The sequence below is a fragment of the Paraburkholderia dipogonis genome (assembly GCF_042680985.1).
Taxonomy (GTDB): Bacteria; Pseudomonadota; Gammaproteobacteria; order Burkholderiales; family Burkholderiaceae; genus Paraburkholderia; species Paraburkholderia phytofirmans.
In genome coordinates this window covers 254,569-271,751 of the sequence record NZ_JBHUFR010000010.1, presented here as the reverse complement: position 1 = coordinate 271,751, position 17,183 = coordinate 254,569, and the positions used below count along the sequence as shown (strand labels likewise).

Sequence of the window (17,183 nt, the reverse complement as noted above, 5' to 3'; positions counted from 1 at the left end):
CACCTACAAACTCGCCGCGCTTTTCAGCGCAGCTGAAGGCGACTGCCTAAACGAAGTCTGACTATAAAAACGCGCGATGCCACGCGCGCTCCAGCACAAACAGATTTGACGGATTTGCACTAGTATGTGGTGGCTTCGCGCGCGGCCGAGTGTCGGTGCGGCGGTGCATCAAGTCCGGAGAAGACCATGATTGCGCTTGGAAAATTGAATCTTGCAGTGGTGTTGTGGGCGTTGGCGTCGGGCGTCGCCTTCGCGGATACGGTGGCACTGAAGGCGGATCTCGAGCCTTCCAGTGAAGTGCCGCCTCGCGTGAGCCACGGGCACGGCATGTTGGACGCCACCTTCGACACGTCGACGAAATCCCTGCAATGGACGGTCACCTATGAAGGCTTGAGCGGCCCGGCAACCGCCGCGCATTTCCACGGACCCGCGCCGGTGGGACAAAACGCCAAGGTTCAGGTGCCGATCGACAAGGGCGCGCTCGCCAGCCCGATCAAAGGCTCGGCGGCGCTGACCGAGCAGCAGGTGACGGATCTGATGGCGGGTCAATGGTACTTCAACGTTCATACCGCGCAGAACCCGATGGGGGAAATTCGCGGGCAGGTTTTGCCGGCGAACTAGGCGAGCGGAAAGCCTTACTCGGCGCTGCGGGCGCTTTCAAGATTAGAAGCCGCTATCCACCGACGCAGCCGCGAACGCACGTAACATGACAGGACACAATCGAAGGAGCGTGTCCCGATGAGTTGGCAAAGCGCACTCGCGTGCTGGTTTCTGCGCCGGCAGTTTCGACCGGAAACCCTCAAGCCGCGCATCGATGTCGAAAGGGCGCGCGCGCTGACCGCCAGGCGCGCCTGGTCGCCGCGAGTACCGGGCGGCTGGCGGCTGCGTGAGCTTTACAGTCAGAACGATGCACCGTTGCGCGGCGAGTGGATCGAGCGCGCCGACCGCGTGCCAGCGGCAAACGCCGGACCGACCGTGCTGTATTGTCACGGCGGCGGCTACTACTTCTGTTCACCGCGCAGCCATCGCTCGATCGTGTTCGGTCTGGCGGCGCGCGCCGATGCACCGGTTTTTTCCCTCGACTACCGTCTCGCGCCCGAGCATCGTTTCCCGGCGGCGCTCGACGACGCGACCGCGGCCTACCGTCAGTTGATCGCCAACGGCATCGCGCCGGAGTCGATCGTAATCGCGGGCGATTCGGCGGGCGGTGGTCTTGCGCTCGCCACGCTGGTGGCGCTGCGCGACGCGGGCGACCCCATGCCCGCAGGCGGCCTGCTGTTCTCGCCGTGGACCGATCTGGCCGCGACCGGCGCCAGCATCCGCACCAACGACAATCTCGATCCCATGTTCAGCGGCTCCGCGATCGAGCGCGCGGGGAAGATCTATCTCGCCGACACGCCAGCCACGCATCCCTACGCGTCGCCGGTCTATGCGGACCTGCACGGCTTGCCGCCGCTCTTCATCATGGCAGGCAGCACGGAAGTGTTGCTCGACGACTCGCGGCGCGTGGCCGACAACGCGCGTGCGGCCGGCGTCGACTGCGAACTCGAAGTGTGGAACAAGATGCCGCACGTCTGGCCGATCTTCGCGCCGTTCATCCCCGAGGCAAATCGCGCGCTCGATCGCGCCGCCGCCTTCGTGCGGCGCGTGACGAGTCGCGCCGCTCAGCCGTCGAGCGCGATGTCGATCGTCTGATAGGCGGCCTCGACCGTCGCCTGGCCGTATTGCCGTTCCAGCCGACGCACGGTGAAGTGACCGTGCGCGACTTGCTGGAAGTGGTCGATGAACACCGTATTGACCATCGCGCCGAGCACCGCGCCGATCGCTGGAATCGACTTTGCGGCGATCTGCTCGCTGACCTGCACGGAGAAACGTGCGGCGATCGTGTTGAGCAGGCGCAGCAAGGCTGCCGAACCATGCGCGGTGAAGCCCTTGGTGGCGATTTCGGATGACGCTTTCGACACCGCCTGCGCGAGCGCGCCGCGCATGATGAAGTAGCCGAAGTCGGCGTCGTCGTCCGCTTTCGACGTGCCGCCCATGCCGAGCACCGTCAGACATTGCAACTGCGTGTCGATCGACGTCAGATCCTCGCCCTCGCTGCGCGCGATATCGCAGATCGAACGGAACATCAGCGTGGTCGTGACGGGGAGTTCGACGGGCAGCGCGAACAGTCCGAATGCGCCGCCGGCTGCGCCGGTGGTCGCCACCGCAAACTTGTGCAGCAAGTTGCTCGGCTTGTCGGGCACCACCAGCGGCGTCGCGCCGTCCTGCCGTCCGAGCGTGCGCAGCGCGATCGCCAGGCACTTGCGTAGCGCCAACTCCGTCGCGTCAGTGACTTTTTCGTTGGCGAACGCCGGCATGCGCGAGAGCAGTTTCTCTAGCGGCGCGCCGACGATGCTCGCCAGCTTCATTGCCAGCGCGGGGCTTTCCAGTTCGTGTTTGGCGCGCCGTAGCGCCCTCAGGTCGTCGTCCGATAACGATTGTGTTGCGAGCGAACTCGGCTCCATGTGCCTCCCTGGCGTCATGTGAATTTCGTTTTTCCGTCGATTGCCGTGCGGCTAATCGCAGCGGCTTGTCCCGCTTAGAGCGTCGCGGCGTGGTATGATTCCCAATCGTTTGACGTGTCAACTGTTGCGCTATCAAAAATGGCTGTCCATACCGCGGCCCACCACTCGAGTGGGCAAGTTCTACCGTTCCGCGAATCGCTGCTGGCGATGCTCGGTATCTCCTTCGTCACAATGCTGGTCGCACTCGACCAGACCGTGGTCGGCACCGCGCTGCCCACGATCGTCGCTGAACTCAAGGGTTTCGAGTTGTACGCGTGGGTCGCCACGTCGTATCTGCTGACCTCGGTGATCACCGTGCCGATTTTCGGCCGGCTCGGCGATTATTACGGGCGCAAGCCGTTCGTGATTGCGTCGATCGTCGTGTTCACCGCGGCTTCGGTGTTGTGCGGCATGGCCAACAACATGCTGTTTCTCGTGCTCGCGCGCGGCCTGCAAGGCATCGGCGGCGGCATGCTGGTCGGCACCGCGTTTGCGTGCATTCCCGATCTGTTTCCCGACTCGGTCGTGCGTCTGCGCTGGCAAGTGCTGATGAGCTCGGCGTTCGGCATTGCGAACGCGGTGGGGCCGTCGCTCGGCGGGTTCCTCACGCAGTATTACGGCTGGCGCTCGGTTTTCTATGTGAATCTGCCGGTCGGCCTGTTGTCGCTGTTTTTTGTGTGGCGCTTCCTGCCGCATCTGCGTCATGTCGAACACGAAGGCAAGATGCGCCTCGATTGGCCCGGTGCCGTGCTGATCGCCGTGGCGCTCGGTTCGCTGCAGCTGTTCGTCGAGTTGCTGCCGAAGCATGGCGTGACCTTGGGCGCGACCGCGTTGCTGGTGCTGAGCGTCGCGTCGGCTTACGCGTTGTGGCAATGGGAAAAGCGTTGCCCGACGGCGATCCTGCCGGTCGACATGTTCCGCAACCGCAGCCTCGCCGCGCTCTTCACGCTCGCCGTGCTGGGCGGCTTTTCGATGTTCTCGTTGCTGTTCTATGCACCGTTGCTGTTCCAGGGCGGCTTCGGCATGTCGCCGAAAGAAGCGGGTCTCGTCATCACGCCGCTGGTCGTGTTCATCACGATCGGCAGCATCGCCAACGGGCGCATCGTCTCGCGCGTGCGCAATCCGAATCTGATGCTGTATATCGGCTTTACGCTGCTCGCGCTCGCGTGCCTCGGCGTGGTCGTTGCAACGCGCGCCATGCCGCAGTGGCTTTTGATGTCGTTCATGATCGTCGGCGGATTGGGACTCGGTTTCGTCATGCCGAACCTGACGATCTTCGCGCAGCAAACCGCCGGCCGCGAACACCTCGGTATTGCAACTGCGCTGCTGCAGTCGTTGCGGATGATCGGCGGCATGATCGGCACGGCGCTGACCGGCACGCTGGTCAGCCATATGTACGCGAGCGGCGTGCGCAGCGCGCTGGACAACGATCACGCGTCGCAATGGTTCGCGGACCTCGGCGACCCGCAAATCCTCATCAATCGCGACGCGCAAACTACTTTGCTCAGTCAGCTGACGCACGCGGGCCATAACGGCGCGATGCTGCTCGAGACCGCGCGCGAAGCGCTCGTCTCAGCGATTCATCTGGGGCTTGCCATGGCGGCGATCATCGCCGTGGTGTCGGTGTGGCAGAGCCGCAGGGTGCCGCCGATCAAGCTCCAACGCAAGCTCGAGCCCGTGATTCACGCGGACTGATTTTTTAGACTTACCGTTTTACTGACAGATCATGGAAGAACAGGACCGCGTCGCCGTCATGCAGCAATTCGGCCGCACATATCGGGCGTTCATGTCGGCTTTCGAGGCGCATGTCGGCCATCCATTGCCGCGCTGGCGCATTCTGCTCGCGCTGCACGACCAGGGCGGCGAGTCGTCGCAGAAGCGGCTGGTGGAGCGCCTGCGCGTCGATCCGGGCGCGCTGACCCGGCAGCTGAAAACGCTGGAAGGTTTGGGCTGGATTGCTCGCAGCATGGACACGCGCGACAACCGCGTGACCAATGTGCGCCTGACGGAAGCGGGGCAGTCGGCGACTCAAGCCAGCTTGCCGCGCCGCAATGCGTTTTTGCACGACACGATCGCCGTGCTGCCGGACGAGGCGCTGAACGCGCTGTCGGGTGCGTTGAAGATGCTCGAGGCGAGGATCGTCGAAGTCGCGGCGACGGCGAATGCAGCGGGGCCAGGCGAGGCTGCCGCTCAGACGCTCGAGACAGTGGGGAGTGAAGCACCACGTACGCCTTGATTTACCAGAAGGACGGCGCGATTAAACATATTGGTTCGGCGCGGCGGCGCGAAAAATCACGCGCTCCGCGACACCACGAAAGGCGCGTCTCGTTGCCTGAGAACGCGCCCTTCGCGAGCAGCCACATCAGAAGAACGTTTCGATCACTTCCGTGACGCGATAAGCCGGATCGACCACCAACACCTGACGCCACTTGTCGAACGTAAGACACGGATGCGAGATGTCGAACGCAATCATGTCGCCCACTTTCAGGTCAGCGCCTGCCGGAATCCGCAGATACGCATGCTGATCCATCAAACCAAAAATCTCCCAGCCTTCACCTGCAGCGATATCGCGCGGGGCTTCGTTGCCCGGACGATGGTGGCGCGCCGGTTCCGGCATGCCGGCGTCAAACGCGGAATCGCGCTTGCCGAGACCGATGATCGCGCGATCCGGCTCGGGAATCGACTGCACATACGCCCACAATTGCAGCGCGGGAAGCAGCCCTTCGCCCATTTTCTTGGCGACCGGATTGCGCGCGAAAATGTCCGTCTGCGCTTTGCGATAGATGCCAACGTCGTGTGTCAGATAGCAGCCGGGGCGCAGCACAACCTCGACCTTGCCGGTTTCCGACGCCTTCACGAATTCTTCCGCGACCACGTCGTACCAGGCCGAGCCAGCGCCTGACAACACCGCCGGCGTACGCGCAAAACGGCCCTGCTCGACGAGTTCGCGCGTAACCGCAACCGCGCTTTGCAGGAACTCGCGCACTTCGTGTTCCTCCTTGAGCACGCCTTCATACAGTTCGACGCCGGCGAGCTTCAGCGTGTCGGGATAACGTGCAATTGCATCGAGCACGGCATTGCGCTGCGCTGCGTCGCGCACGCCAGTGCGGCCGCCCGGCACGCCGAGTTCGAGCAGCACCTGCAACTGCTTGTTCACCGACTTGAAAAACTCGCCCAACTGCTCGACGCCTTCGACCGAATCGACGAGACAGAAGAATTCGAAATCCGGATCGCTCAGCAACTCGGCGACCATCATCATGTTGTGACGGCCGACCAGCTGGTTGGCCATGAGAATACGCGAGACGCCGCCGTGATAAGCCGCGCGCACCTGATGCGCGGTGGCGAGCGTGATGCCCCACGCGCCGTTTTCGAGCTGACGGCGAAACAGTTGCGGCGCCATTGTCGTCTTGCCGTGCGGCGCGAGTTTGACGCCGTATTCCGCGACGAATGCCTGCATCCACTTGAGGTTGTGCTCCACCCGGTCCGCGTACAGCACGGCGGCCGGCAGGCTCACGTCTTCGTTCAGCAGGTTCCACTCGAGGCGCTTGGCATCCGTGAGTTGAATGCTGGTGCCCGGAACCATGCCCAAGCCCTTGCTATGAGGATCAATCGTTGCGCCCTGATAGTTTGTAACTTTCATGTCTCCTTGCTCCATCGTCCAGTTAAATTGAATCAAAGTTGACTTTACCATGTTACCGAAAGTACGATGCATGGAGAAATGTTATTTAGTACCACGGCTTGAGCCAAGGCGCGAGGTTGAGGCCCTGCTCGGCCTTTGCGTAGCCTCCCACAGTCCGCAATGAATCTAACCGCCGAACCGCTGGCTTTCGACATCGTCGCGCGCATTGCCGAATGCGCGCCGGAACTGCGCTCGGCCGAACGCAAGGTCGCCGCGCTGATTCTCGACGACCTGACGGGCGCCTCGCGCGCCAGCATCGGCGCGCTTGCACAGCAGGCCGGCGTGAGCGTCGCGACCGTGACGCGCTTTGCCAAGGCGGTGGGCTGCCGCGACGTGCGTGAGTTGAAACTGCGGCTCGCGCAGGCCGCCGCCGTGGGTCAGCGCTTCCTGCAGGCCGGCGGCCAGAGCGACGCGCCCGAGCCGATCGCGACTCGCGTGTTCGATGAATTGCAGACAGCGTTGGCGCATAACCACCAATTGCTGCGTCAGGCGCCGCTGGGCGTTGCGGCCGCCGCCTTGCGCGGCGCGCGCATGATCTACGTGTTCGGCATGGGCGGCGGCTCGACCGCGCTCGCCGACGAGATGCGCTTCCGGCTCGTGCGCCTCGGCCGGCCTGTCGCGACCTATCAGGACGGCCTGCTGCAACGCATGGTGGCCAGCACCGTGTCGCGCGAATGCGTGGTGATCGCGCTCTCTACTACCGGGCGCGTGCCGGAGATGGTCGAGAACTGCAAGATCGCGCGCAGCTATGGAGCGACCGTGATCGCGCTGACCGCGCCGGCTTCGCCGCTCGCGCGGCTCGCCGATTGGGTGATTCCGATCGTCGCCTTTGAGACCGATTTCATTTACAAGCCGTCGTCATCGCGTTACGCGATGATGATGGCGCTCGATGTGCTCGTCACCGAACTTGCCGTCAGTCAGGGTGACGAGAGCCGCGAATTGCTGCGCCGCATGAAGCATGCACTCGACACGCACCGCGGCGGCGGTGATCGACAACCGTTAGGAGACTGATCCATGCACTCGCATCCCGAAGCCGCCGATACGCTGATCGTCGGCGCGCAACTGTATGACGGCACGGGCGCGCCGCCCGTCGAACGCGATGTCGCGGTTCGCGACGGCCGCATCGTCGCGATCGGCAATCTGTCGAACTGGCTCGCCGAAGAAGTGATCGAGGCCGAAGGCCGCGCGTTGGCGCCGGGTTTCATCGACGTTCACACGCACGACGACACGCACGTGATCCGCTCGCCGCAAATGCTGCCGAAGATCACGCAAGGCGTGACGACGGTGATCGTGGGCAATTGCGGCATCAGCGCGTCGCCGGTTGCGCTCAAAGGCGACCCGCCTGATCCGATGAATCTGCTCGGCGAGCGCGACGCATTCCAGTATCCGACCTTCGCCGCGTATGTCGAAGCGGTGAACGCGGCGCGGCCGGCGGTAAATGTCGGCGCGCTGATCGGCCATACGGCGTTGCGCAGCAACCAGATGGACCGGCTCGACCGCGCGGCGACGCCGCAGGAAATCGACGGCATGCGCGCGCAACTCGAAGAAGCGTTGGCCAACGGTGCGTTGGGTCTGAGCTCCGGTCTCGCATACGGCTCGGCATTCTCGGCGCCGACCGAAGAAGTGATGGCGCTGGCCGAACCGCTCGCCGCGGCCGGCGCGTTGTACACCACGCACATGCGCACCGAATTCGACGCAATTCTCGACGCCATGGACGAGGCGTACCGCGTGGGCCGTCACGCGCACGTGCCGGTGGTGATTTCGCATCTGAAATGCGCGGGTCCGTCGAACTGGGGACGCAGCGAAGAAGTGCTGAAGTCGCTCGAAGGCGCGAGCCGCCTGCAGCCGATCGGTTGCGATTGCTATCCGTACAACCGCAGTTCGTCGACGCTCGATGTAAAGCAGGTGACGGGCGATATCGACATCACGATCACGTGGTCGGAGCCGCATCCGGAGATGGCGGGCAAGCTCGTGAAAGAGATTGCGGCGGAGTGGGGCGTTTCGCAGCAGGAAGCCGGCAAGCGCCTGCAACCGGCGGGCGCGGTGTATCACAACATGTCCGAAGACGACGTGCGGCGCATTCTTTCGCATCCCGCGACCATGGTCGGCTCGGATGGATTGCCGAACGATCCGCTGCCGCATCCGCGCTTGTGGGGCGCGTTTCCGCGCGTGCTCGGCCACTATGCGCGCGACGCGGGCTTGCTGCCGCTCGAAGAAGCGGTGCGCAAGATGACCAGTTTGTCGGCGCGTCGCTATGGACTCACGCAGCGTGGCGAGGTGCATATCGGTTACCACGCCGATCTGGTTTTATTCGACCCGGCCAAGGTGCGCGACGTGGCGACGTTCGAGAACCCGCAACAAGCCGCCGACGGCATCGACGCGGTGTGGGTGAACGGCGTGTTGACGTATCGCAATGGTGAAGTGACGGGCGAACGCGCGGGTCACTTCGTGGCGCGCGGCGCGGCGTCGAAGGGCGATGCGCACGGCGCGTTCTGATTGTTTTTTCGACCGATTGATTAATTGAGTGATCGATTGCGGCGCGCTCGGCGATTCTGCTGAACGCGCGCCGGACTTTTTAAGGAGTGTGATGATGAAGCGATATGGTGTTGAAGGCGGGAAGGGAACGGGCGGTCAGCACATGCCGTTTGCGCGCGCAGTCGAAGCGGACGGCTGGTTGTTCGTGTCCGGACAGACGCCGATGGAAAACGGCGAAGTGATCAACGGCGGCATCGTCGAGCAATCGCATAAGGCGATTCAGAACGTGTTCGCGATCCTGAAGGAAGCCGGCTATGGCGCGGAACATGTGGTCCGCTGCGGCGTGTGGCTGGATGATCCGCGTGACTTCGCGTCGTTCAACAAGGTGTTCCGCGAGTACTTCGGCGAAAATCCGCCGGCGCGCGCGTGTGTCGTTTCTTCGATGGTGATCGATTGCCGGGTTGAAGTGGATTGTGTGGCTTATAAGAAGCCCACGGCTTAACCCTGAATGAAGATTTAGCCGGTTTCGTTCGCCGCAGATTCGCGATCATATTGCCGCGGCGAACAACCCGCTGATTATTGCCGCGCCAACCGCATATTGTCGGGCATCGGCAAGTTGTAATTCGTGCGGAACGGATTGATGTCCAACCCACCGCGTCGCGTGTAACGCGCATACACGGCGAGCTTCACCGGCTTGCATGCCTTCAGCACATCGAGAAAAATCTTCTCGACACACTGCTCGTGAAAACCGGTGTGATTCCGATACGAGATGATGTAGCGCAGCAAGCCTGCGTGATCGATCTGCGGGCCGACGTAGTGAATCTGCACGCTGCCCCAATCCGGCTGCCCCGTGACCGGGCAATTCGACTTCAGCAGGTTGGAGACCAACGTTTCCTCGACGGGCGCTTCATCAAGCGCAGCCGTCAGCAATGAGGCATCGGGATGATAAACATCCGTATCCAGATCCAGCCGATCCAGCGACAAACCTTCAAACTCTTCCATCTGCAATTTGCCGAACTCATACGGCGCGGCCAGATGAACGGACACGCTTGCGCCGCACGACGCGGACACATCGCGTTTGATGATGTCGCGAACTGCTTCAGTCGACTCGAACGCGGTCTGCGCGAACGAGCCGAGATACAGCTTGAACGACTTCGATTCGACGATATTCGGCGAATCCGCCGGCACGAAGAACGTGGCCACCGCGATCTGCGGCTTGCCGCGCGCATTCAGCCACGACAACTCATACGCATTCCAGATGTCCGTGCCGAAGAACGGCAATTGCGCGCCGATGCCGATCGCCTCGCGCGCATTTTTTCGCGCGATCGGAAACAGCAGCGACGCGTCGTATTGTTCGGTGTAAGCGGAGGCCTTACCCAGCGGTGATTGTTCGGGTGTCATGATGCGTTCACGATGCCACTCAGCACGTGCCCCGTCGCCGTCACGACGCGGGCCGATTCGCAGTGGCCAATTTGGTCGTCGAAGAAAAAGTCCGGCTCGAACTCGCGCAAAAATGCGCTCTTGTCGAGGCCGCCGAGGAACATCGCTTCGTCGATTTCGATGTTCCACGCCATCAAGGTGCGGATCGCGCGTTCGTGCGCGGGCGCCGAACGCGCCGTGACCAATGCCGTACGAATATGCATGGGCGCGGCTTCGTCCGCGAGTTTTTGCAGCCGGTGCAGCGCTTCGAGCAACGGCTTCAATGGACCGTCCGCGAGCGGCAGATCCTTGTTGTGAATCTCGTGGCCGACAAAGGCGCGCAGGCCATCCTTCTGGAACACGCGCTCGGCTTCGTCGGAAAACAGCACGGCATCGCCGTCGAAGGCGATGCGGATTTCGTCCGGATACTTGCTCGCCATTTTCGCCGATTCCGGCAAGACGCGCGCGGCGGGAAATCCGGCGGCCAGCGCGTCGCGCACGTCCTGCTGATTCGCGGACAGAAACAGCGACGCGTTCAAGGGCTTCAGATAGCCGAACGGCGCGCGTCCACGCGTGAACACGCCGCGCTCGATGGCGAGCCCGTGCTCGCGGCACGAATGGAACGCGCGCAGTCCGCTGATCGGATCGCTGCGCGAGAGGATCACCACTTCGACGCGATGGCCGCCGGTGTTCAAGGCCAGCAGCTTGCGGATCAGCGGAAACGCCACGCCCGGTTTGGCGGGCACGGTCAGGCGGTCGCGCTGCAACGCTTCATAGGCTTGCAGATCGCCTTCCTCGTACACGCGGTTCTCTTCCTCGAAGTCGAACAGCGCGCGCGACGAGATTGCCACCACCAGTTTGTCGACGAGCGAAAGAGCCATCTGCGCGTTTCAGTCCTGAGTAATCAAGCTAATCAAGCTAATCAAGCGAGGAACAGTCGATACACCGGATTCTGCGTCTCTTCCCAGTTCGGATAGCCGAGCGTGGCAAGAAACTTGTTGAACGCCGCGTTCTCGCTGTCCGGCACCTGGATGCCGACCAGAATCGAGCTGTAGTCCGCGCCCTGGTTGCGATAGTGGAACAGGCTGATATTCCAGTTCGGCGCCATCGACGAGAGGAATTTCATCAGCGCGCCCGGCCGCTCGGGAAACTCGAAGCGGAACAGACGTTCGTCGTGTGCCAACGGCGAGCGCCCGCCGACCATGTAGCGGATGTGCTGCTTGGAGAGTTCGTCGAACGTGAGATCGACAGCGGCGAAGCCGTGCGCTTCAAACGCGCCCGCGATCTGCGCGGACTCGCTGCGATTCCTGATCTGCACGCCCACGAAAATATGGGCGGAGTTCGCATCCGCAATACGGTAGTTGAATTCGGTGACGCTGCGTGTGCCGACCAGTTCGCAGAAGCGCCGGAAACTGCCGCGCTCTTCGGGGATCGTCACGGCGAACACCGCTTCGCGCGCTTCGCCGACTTCGGCGCGCTCGGCCACGAAGCGCATGCGGTCGAAGTTCATGTTCGCGCCCGACGTGATCGCGATCAGCGTCTGGTTCTCGATGCCTTCGCGCTCGGCATACTGCTTGGCGCCGGCCACGGCCAGAGAGCCCGCGGGCTCCAGCACGCTGCGGGTGTCCTGGAAGACATCCTTGATCGCGGCGCAGAGCGCGTCGGTGTTCACGAGCAGCACGTCGTCGAGATATTCGCTGCACAGGCGGAAGGTTTCTTCGCCGACGAGCTTCACCGCCGTGCCGTCCGAGAACAGACCGACCTCGTTCAACGTGACCCGCTCGCCGGCTTTCAGTGATGCCGCCATCGCGCACGAATCGTCGGTCTGCACGCCGATCACCTTGATCTCGGGGCGCACCGATTTCACGTACGCAGCCACGCCCGCCGCCAGTCCACCGCCGCCGATCGGCACGAAGATCGCGTGAATCGGCCCCTGGTGCTGGCTGAGAATCTCCATCGCGACCGTACCCTGGCCGGCGATCACATACGGATCGTCGAACGGATGCACGAAGGTCAGGCCGCGCTCTTCCTGCAGCTTTACCGCGTGACCGTAAGCATCGCTATACGACTCGCCGAACTGCACCACTTCGACGGTCGGGCCGCCGTGCGCGCGCACCGCGTCGACCTTCACTTGCGGAGTCGTGACCGGCACCACGATGATGGCCTTCACGCCCATACGCGCCGCCGACAAGGCCACGCCCTGCGCATGATTACCCGCCGACGCCGTAATCACGCCACGTTCCAACGCTTCAGCAGGAATATGGGCCATCTTGTTGTACGCGCCGCGCACCTTGAACGAGAACACCGGCTGGTTGTCCTCGCGCTTCAGATACACCGGATTGCGCAGACGTGCCGACAGATTCGGCGCGCGTTCGAGTTCGGTCTCGCGGGCCACGTCGTAGACGCGTGCGGTGAGGGTTTTTTTCAGGTAGTCGTGGGAAGCCATGCGGGTGGCGCGGAGCGCTCGATGAGACGGGAAAGGGTCAATGATAGCGCCAACGGTGGAGGCTCAGGCCCTCGGCATAAGCACTGAAGCAGGGCCTTACGGCGCCGCCCGACCGTTCGGTTGGTCATTTCGGCATGAAGGCGCCACCTTACGATTCGCCACGAAAGTGCCCAAATCCCCGCCGCTGTTCCGACTTCAGCCGTCAACGCGCGGCGGGATCATGCGGTAGAATTCCATTTTGGAATAAGGATCGGAAGATGCACTGGCAGCCTCGGATCGCCCACTTGATGCCCGCCCCGCGTGAGTGTTGTCCCGCGGCAGAGCGTCACGTCCGCCACGCACGATCGTGTAGCTATATCTGAGCGCCGCGAAGCGACCGGTGTGGGTTTGGCCGTCGGTCGAGCTTCGCTCCCCTAGAAGATTTCCAGCATTGCGCGCCACGCGCGCCGTCAGCCGACGCCTCATCGATGAGCTCGCCCGGTTGACCTACCGAGTCGTCCAAACATGAACGCACCTCAAGTTTTCGATCCGCACGGAGCCGCCGCTACGGTGGCTGCCGATCCAGAAGCGCGTTTGCGCGAAATTCCCTACAACTACACGTCGTTTTCCGATCGCGAAATCGTCATCCGCCTGCTCGGCGACGAAGCTTGGGCCGTGCTGGCAGAGTTGCGCGCGGAACGCCGCACCGGCCGCTCGGCACGCATGCTGTACGAAGTGCTCGGCGATATCTGGGTGGTACGCCGCAATCCGTATCTGCAGGACGACCTGCTCGACAACCCGAAACGCCGGGCGATGCTGATCGAGGCGCTGCATCACCGTTTGAGCGAAATCGAGAAGCGCCGTCGCGCCGATCTGACCGAACACGGGGATGAAGCGGGCGTCGACCGCGCCGCGCGTGTCGAAACGCTGGTGCAGGCCGCGCGCCGCGCCGTCGACGAATTCGCCAGCGAGTTCCAGAAAACTTACGATCTGCGCAAGCGCGCGACCAAGGTGCTGGGCAAGGTCACGGAAAAAGACAACATCAAGTTCGACGGTTTGTCGCGCGTCTCGCACGTGACGGACGCGACCGACTGGCGCGTCGAATACCCGTTCGTGGTGCTCACCCCGGATACCGAAGCCGAGATCGCCGGCATGATCAAGGCGTGTTTCGAGCTCGGTCTGACCGTGATTCCGCGCGGAGGCGGCACGGGCTACACGGGCGGCGCGGTGCCGCTCACGCCGTTCTCGGCCGTTATCAACACGGAGAAGCTCGAACAGCTCGGCGCGGTTGAAATGACCGAATTGCCGGGCGTCGATCGCAAAGTCGCGACCATTTTCTCGGGCGCGGGCGTGGTCACGCGCCGCGTGACCGAAGCGGCGGAGCAGGCCGGTTTCGTGTTCGCCGTCGATCCGACCTCGCTCGACGCTTCCTGCGTGGGCGGTAACGTCGCGATGAACGCGGGCGGCAAGAAGGCCGTGTTGTGGGGCACGGCGCTCGACAATCTGGCCTGGTGGCGCATGGTCGATCCGGAAGGCAACTGGCTCGAAGTCACGCGTCTCGACCACAACATGGGCAAGATTCACGACATCGAAGTCGCGCGTTTCCGGCTCGACTGGTTCGACGGCAACTACGCGCCGGGCGAAAAGCTCATGCGCACGGAAGCGCTCGACATCAAGGGTCGCGTGTTCCGCAAGGAAGGCCTCGGCAAGGACGTCACGGACAAATTCCTCGCCGGTCTGCCGGGCGTGCAGAAAGAAGGCTGCGACGGGCTCATCACGTCGGCGCGCTGGGTGCTGCACAAGATGCCGGCGCACACGCGCACCGTCTGCCTAGAATTCTTCGGCCAGGCGCGCGACGCGATTCCGAGCATCGTCGAAATCAAGGATTACCTGTTCGAAACGTCGAAGCAGGGCGGCGCCATTCTCGCCGGCCTCGAGCATCTGGACGAGCGCTATTTGCGCGCAGTCGGCTACGCGACCAAGAGCAAGCGCAACGCGTTTCCGAAGATGGTGCTGATCGGCGATATCGTCGGCGACGACGCGGATGCAGTCGCGCAAGCCACGTCCGAAGTGGTGCGCATGGCCAACGGCAAGAGCGGCGAAGGCTTCGTCGCGGTCAATGCCGAGGCGCGCAAGCGTTTCTGGCTCGACCGCAGCCGCACGGCGGCGATCGCCAAGCACACCAACGCGTTCAAGATCAACGAAGACGTGGTGATTCCGCTCGACCGCATGGGCGAGTACACGGACGGGATTGAGCGCATCAACATCGAGCTGTCGATCAAGAACAAACTGCAACTGGTCGACGCGCTCGAAGCGTTCTTCAAGGGCGGCAAGCTGCCGCTCGGCAAGAGCGACGACGCCAACGAAATCCCGAGCGCCGAGTTGCTCGAAGACCGCGTGCAACAGGCGCTCGACCTGCTCAAGCGCGTGCGCACGCGCTGGGAATTCCTGCGCGACAAGCTCGATCTCTCGCTGCGTGAAGCGCAGCACTATCTGGTCGGCCTCGGCTACGAAGCGATGGCGGAAAAATTCGCCGACCGCGTGGACGCGCAGCCCGACGCCAACGTATTTCACGTCACGCAGGACCGCACGATCCGCGTGTCGTGGAAGCAGGAAATCCGCGCCGAACTGCGGCAGATTTTCAACGGCGGCGAGTTCAAGCCGATCCTCGACGAAGCCCAGGCGATCCACAAGCAGGTGCTGCGTGGCCGCGTGTTCGTCGCGCTGCACATGCACGCGGGCGACGGCAACGTCCACACCAACCTGCCGGTCAACTCCGACAATTACGAGATGCTGCAGGACGCCCACACGGCGGTCGCGCGCATCATGAAGCTGGCGCGTTCGCTCGACGGCGTGATTTCCGGCGAGCACGGCATCGGCATCACCAAGCTCGAATTCCTGACCGACGACGAAATCGCCGAATTCCGCGCGTACAAGCAGCGCGTCGATCCGCATGGCCGCTTCAACGCGGGCAAGCTGCTCGAAGGCGCCGATCTGCGCAATGCCTACACGCCGTCGTTCGGGCTGATGGGTTATGAATCGCTGATCATGCAGCAGAGCGACATCGGCGCGATTTCCGAGTCCATCAAGGATTGCTTGCGCTGCGGCAAGTGTAAGCCGGTGTGCGCGACTCACGTGCCGCGCGCGAACCTGCTGTACAGCCCGCGCAACAAGATTCTCGCCACCTCGCTGCTGGTGGAGGCGTTCCTGTACGAAGAGCAGACGCGCCGCGGCGTGTCGATCAAGCATTGGGACGAATTCAACGACGTCGCGGATCACTGCACCGTCTGTCACAAATGCGTGACGCCGTGCCCGGTGAAGATCGACTTCGGCGACGTGACCATGAACATGCGCAACCTGTTGCGCAAGATGGGCAAGAAGAAGTTCAATCCGGGCAACGCGGCCGGCATGTTCTTCCTTAACGCCACCAATCCGCAGACCATCAATCTTGCGCGCACTGCGATGATGGGCGTCGGCTACAAGGCGCAGCGTCTCGGCAATGAAGTGCTGAAGAAGTTCACGAAGAAGCAGACGGCACACCCGCCGGCGACCGTCGGCAAACCGCCGGTCACGCAGCAGGTGATCCACTTCATGAACAAGAAGATGCCGGGCAATCTGCCGAAGAAAACCGCGCGCGCTTTGCTGGATATCGAGGACAACAAGATCGTCCCGATCATCCGCAATCCGAAGACGACCACCGCCGACACGGAAGCGGTGTTCTACTTCCCGGGCTGCGGCTCTGAGCGCCTCTTTTCGCAGGTCGGTCTCGCCACGCAGGCCATGCTGTGGGAAGCGGGCGTGCAGACCGTGCTTCCGCCGGGCTATCTGTGCTGCGGCTATCCGCAGCGCGGTTCCGGCCAGTTCGACAAAGCCGAGCAGATCGTCACGGATAACCGCGTGCTGTTCCATCGCGTCGCCAATACGCTGAACTACCTCGACATCAAAACCGTGGTGGTGTCGTGCGGCACGTGCTACGACCAGCTCGCCGGTTACGAATTCGAGAAGATCTTCCCGGGCTGCCGGATCATCGACATCCACGAGTTTCTGCTGGAGAAAGGCATGAAGCTCGACGGCGTGAACGGCGTGCGCTACATGTACCACGACCCTTGCCACACGCCGATCAAGACGATGGACCCGGTCAAGCTCGTCAATCAGTTGATGGGCTCGGAGAAAGACGGCTACAAGATCGAGAAGAACGATCGCTGCTGTGGCGAATCCGGCACACTCGCGGTCACGCGTCCGGATATTTCGACGCAAGTCCGCTTCCGCAAGGAAGAGGAAATCCGCAAGGGCGCGGCGAAGCTGCGTGGCATTCCTTTGGTGGCCGAAGCGGGCGCGAACGGCATCAACCCGGCCAACGCATCGGCCGGTTCGGCGGGTGCGCTTGAAGGGTCGGTGCTCAAGGCCGGTGACGGCCCGCAGCCGAAGGGCGCGACCGACGTGAAGATCCTCACGAGCTGCCCGTCTTGCCTGCAAGGTTTGTCGCGCTACAACGAAGACGCGAGCATCGAGGCGGACTACATCGTCGTCGAGATGGCACGTCACGTGCTCGGTGAAGACTGGATGGTCGACTACGTGCAGCGTGCGAACAATGGCGGAATCGAGCGCGTGCTGGTTTAATGGCACGACTGACGATTTT

Annotated in this window: 13 protein-coding genes; 8 read left to right on the top strand and 5 right to left on the bottom strand. The window is 62.9% G+C overall.

Annotated features, from left to right (window positions below; genetic code table 11):
* Positions 1-186 precede the first annotated feature (186 nt).
* Together ACFSNN_RS13700 and ACFSNN_RS13695 are read left to right on the top strand one after the other, a co-directional pair.
* Positions 187-621, top strand: a complete 435-nt coding sequence (locus ACFSNN_RS13700) for a CHRD domain-containing protein (protein WP_134457165.1) — start codon at positions 187-189, stop codon at positions 619-621.
* Positions 622-738: 117 nt separating this feature from the next.
* The gene (locus ACFSNN_RS13695; RefSeq protein WP_134457164.1) at positions 739-1,695 is read left to right on the top strand and encodes an alpha/beta hydrolase; all 957 of its coding nucleotides are present in this window, start codon (positions 739-741) and stop codon (positions 1,693-1,695) included.
* Here ACFSNN_RS13695 and ACFSNN_RS13690 read toward each other — a convergent pair.
* Entirely contained in the window at positions 1,665-2,507 is an 843-nt protein-coding gene (locus tag ACFSNN_RS13690) for an EcsC family protein (protein ID WP_134459020.1), read from the bottom strand. The genes ACFSNN_RS13695 and ACFSNN_RS13690 overlap by 31 nt on opposite strands.
* A gap of 138 nt (positions 2,508-2,645) precedes the next feature.
* On the opposite strand from ACFSNN_RS13690, the gene ACFSNN_RS13685 reads away from it, so the two are divergent.
* Both ACFSNN_RS13685 and ACFSNN_RS13680 read left to right on the top strand, forming a co-directional pair.
* Positions 2,646-4,241: an MDR family MFS transporter gene (locus tag ACFSNN_RS13685; RefSeq protein ID WP_134457163.1), complete on the top strand. Its 1,596-nt coding sequence runs from the start codon at positions 2,646-2,648 to the stop codon at positions 4,239-4,241.
* A 31-nt stretch (positions 4,242-4,272) separates the two neighbouring features.
* Positions 4,273-4,782 (top strand): MarR family winged helix-turn-helix transcriptional regulator, encoded by a 510-nt coding sequence (locus tag ACFSNN_RS13680; RefSeq protein WP_134457162.1) that lies wholly within the window; start codon positions 4,273-4,275, stop codon positions 4,780-4,782.
* A gap of 126 nt (positions 4,783-4,908) precedes the next feature.
* On the opposite strand, the gene ACFSNN_RS13675 is transcribed toward ACFSNN_RS13680, so the two are convergent.
* A complete protein-coding gene (locus ACFSNN_RS13675; protein WP_134457161.1) occupies positions 4,909-6,186 on the bottom strand; it encodes an amino acid deaminase in 1,278 nt (425 codons plus the stop codon).
* A 159-nt stretch (positions 6,187-6,345) separates the two neighbouring features.
* Between ACFSNN_RS13675 and ACFSNN_RS13670 the strand changes: the two genes are divergently transcribed.
* The 3 genes from ACFSNN_RS13670 to ACFSNN_RS13660 all read left to right on the top strand — a co-directional run bounded on the left by ACFSNN_RS13670 (position 6,346) and on the right by ACFSNN_RS13660 (position 9,202).
* Positions 6,346-7,236: a MurR/RpiR family transcriptional regulator gene (locus ACFSNN_RS13670; protein WP_134457160.1), complete on the top strand. Its 891-nt coding sequence runs from the start codon at positions 6,346-6,348 to the stop codon at positions 7,234-7,236.
* Positions 7,237-7,239: 3 nt separating this feature from the next.
* Entirely contained in the window at positions 7,240-8,721 is a 1,482-nt protein-coding gene (locus ACFSNN_RS13665) for an N-acyl-D-amino-acid deacylase family protein (protein ID WP_134457159.1), read from the top strand.
* A gap of 94 nt (positions 8,722-8,815) precedes the next feature.
* Positions 8,816-9,202, top strand: a complete 387-nt coding sequence (locus ACFSNN_RS13660) for a RidA family protein (RefSeq protein WP_007179354.1) — start codon at positions 8,816-8,818, stop codon at positions 9,200-9,202.
* 74 nt (positions 9,203-9,276) lie between these two features.
* Here ACFSNN_RS13660 and queF read toward each other — a convergent pair whose 3' ends face one another.
* From queF to ilvA, 3 genes are read right to left on the bottom strand one after another with little or no spacing between them, the layout of a single operon-like run.
* Positions 9,277-10,101 (bottom strand): NADPH-dependent 7-cyano-7-deazaguanine reductase QueF, encoded by an 825-nt coding sequence (queF, locus tag ACFSNN_RS13655; RefSeq protein WP_134457158.1) that lies wholly within the window; start codon positions 10,099-10,101, stop codon positions 9,277-9,279.
* Positions 10,098-11,000, bottom strand: coding sequence for a 5'-nucleotidase (locus ACFSNN_RS13650; RefSeq protein WP_012431706.1), 903 nt, complete (start codon positions 10,998-11,000; stop codon positions 10,098-10,100). The genes queF and ACFSNN_RS13650 overlap by 4 nt, the downstream gene beginning before the upstream one ends.
* Positions 11,001-11,041: 41 nt before the next feature.
* Entirely contained in the window at positions 11,042-12,607 is a 1,566-nt protein-coding gene (ilvA, locus tag ACFSNN_RS13645; RefSeq protein ID WP_279631150.1) for a threonine ammonia-lyase, biosynthetic, read from the bottom strand.
* Between the two features lie 462 nt (positions 12,608-13,069).
* On the opposite strand from ilvA, the gene ACFSNN_RS13640 reads away from it, so the two are divergent.
* Entirely contained in the window at positions 13,070-17,164 is a 4,095-nt protein-coding gene (locus ACFSNN_RS13640) for a DUF3683 domain-containing protein (protein ID WP_134457156.1), read from the top strand.
* The last annotated feature ends 19 nt before the right edge of the window (positions 17,165-17,183 follow it).

What these genes read in the sequence shown, in the direction of transcription:
- ACFSNN_RS13700 (WP_134457165.1), top strand. Translation starts at nt 187, where the DNA reads ATGATTGCGCTTGGAAAATTGAATCTTGCAGTGGTGTTGTGGGCGTTG.
- ACFSNN_RS13695 (WP_134457164.1), top strand. Translation starts at nt 739, where the DNA reads ATGAGTTGGCAAAGCGCACTCGCGTGCTGGTTTCTGCGCCGGCAGTTT.
- ACFSNN_RS13690 (WP_134459020.1), bottom strand. Translation starts at nt 2,507, where the DNA reads ATGGAGCCGAGTTCGCTCGCAACACAATCGTTATCGGACGACGACCTG.
- ACFSNN_RS13685 (WP_134457163.1), top strand. Translation starts at nt 2,646, where the DNA reads ATGGCTGTCCATACCGCGGCCCACCACTCGAGTGGGCAAGTTCTACCG.
- ACFSNN_RS13680 (WP_134457162.1), top strand. Translation starts at nt 4,273, where the DNA reads ATGGAAGAACAGGACCGCGTCGCCGTCATGCAGCAATTCGGCCGCACA.
- ACFSNN_RS13675 (WP_134457161.1), bottom strand. Translation starts at nt 6,186, where the DNA reads ATGAAAGTTACAAACTATCAGGGCGCAACGATTGATCCTCATAGCAAG.
- ACFSNN_RS13670 (WP_134457160.1), top strand. Translation starts at nt 6,346, where the DNA reads ATGAATCTAACCGCCGAACCGCTGGCTTTCGACATCGTCGCGCGCATT.
- ACFSNN_RS13665 (WP_134457159.1), top strand. Translation starts at nt 7,240, where the DNA reads ATGCACTCGCATCCCGAAGCCGCCGATACGCTGATCGTCGGCGCGCAA.
- ACFSNN_RS13660 (WP_007179354.1), top strand. Translation starts at nt 8,816, where the DNA reads ATGAAGCGATATGGTGTTGAAGGCGGGAAGGGAACGGGCGGTCAGCAC.
- queF (WP_134457158.1), bottom strand. Translation starts at nt 10,101, where the DNA reads ATGACACCCGAACAATCACCGCTGGGTAAGGCCTCCGCTTACACCGAA.
- ACFSNN_RS13650 (WP_012431706.1), bottom strand. Translation starts at nt 11,000, where the DNA reads ATGGCTCTTTCGCTCGTCGACAAACTGGTGGTGGCAATCTCGTCGCGC.
- ACFSNN_RS13640 (WP_134457156.1), top strand. Translation starts at nt 13,070, where the DNA reads ATGAACGCACCTCAAGTTTTCGATCCGCACGGAGCCGCCGCTACGGTG.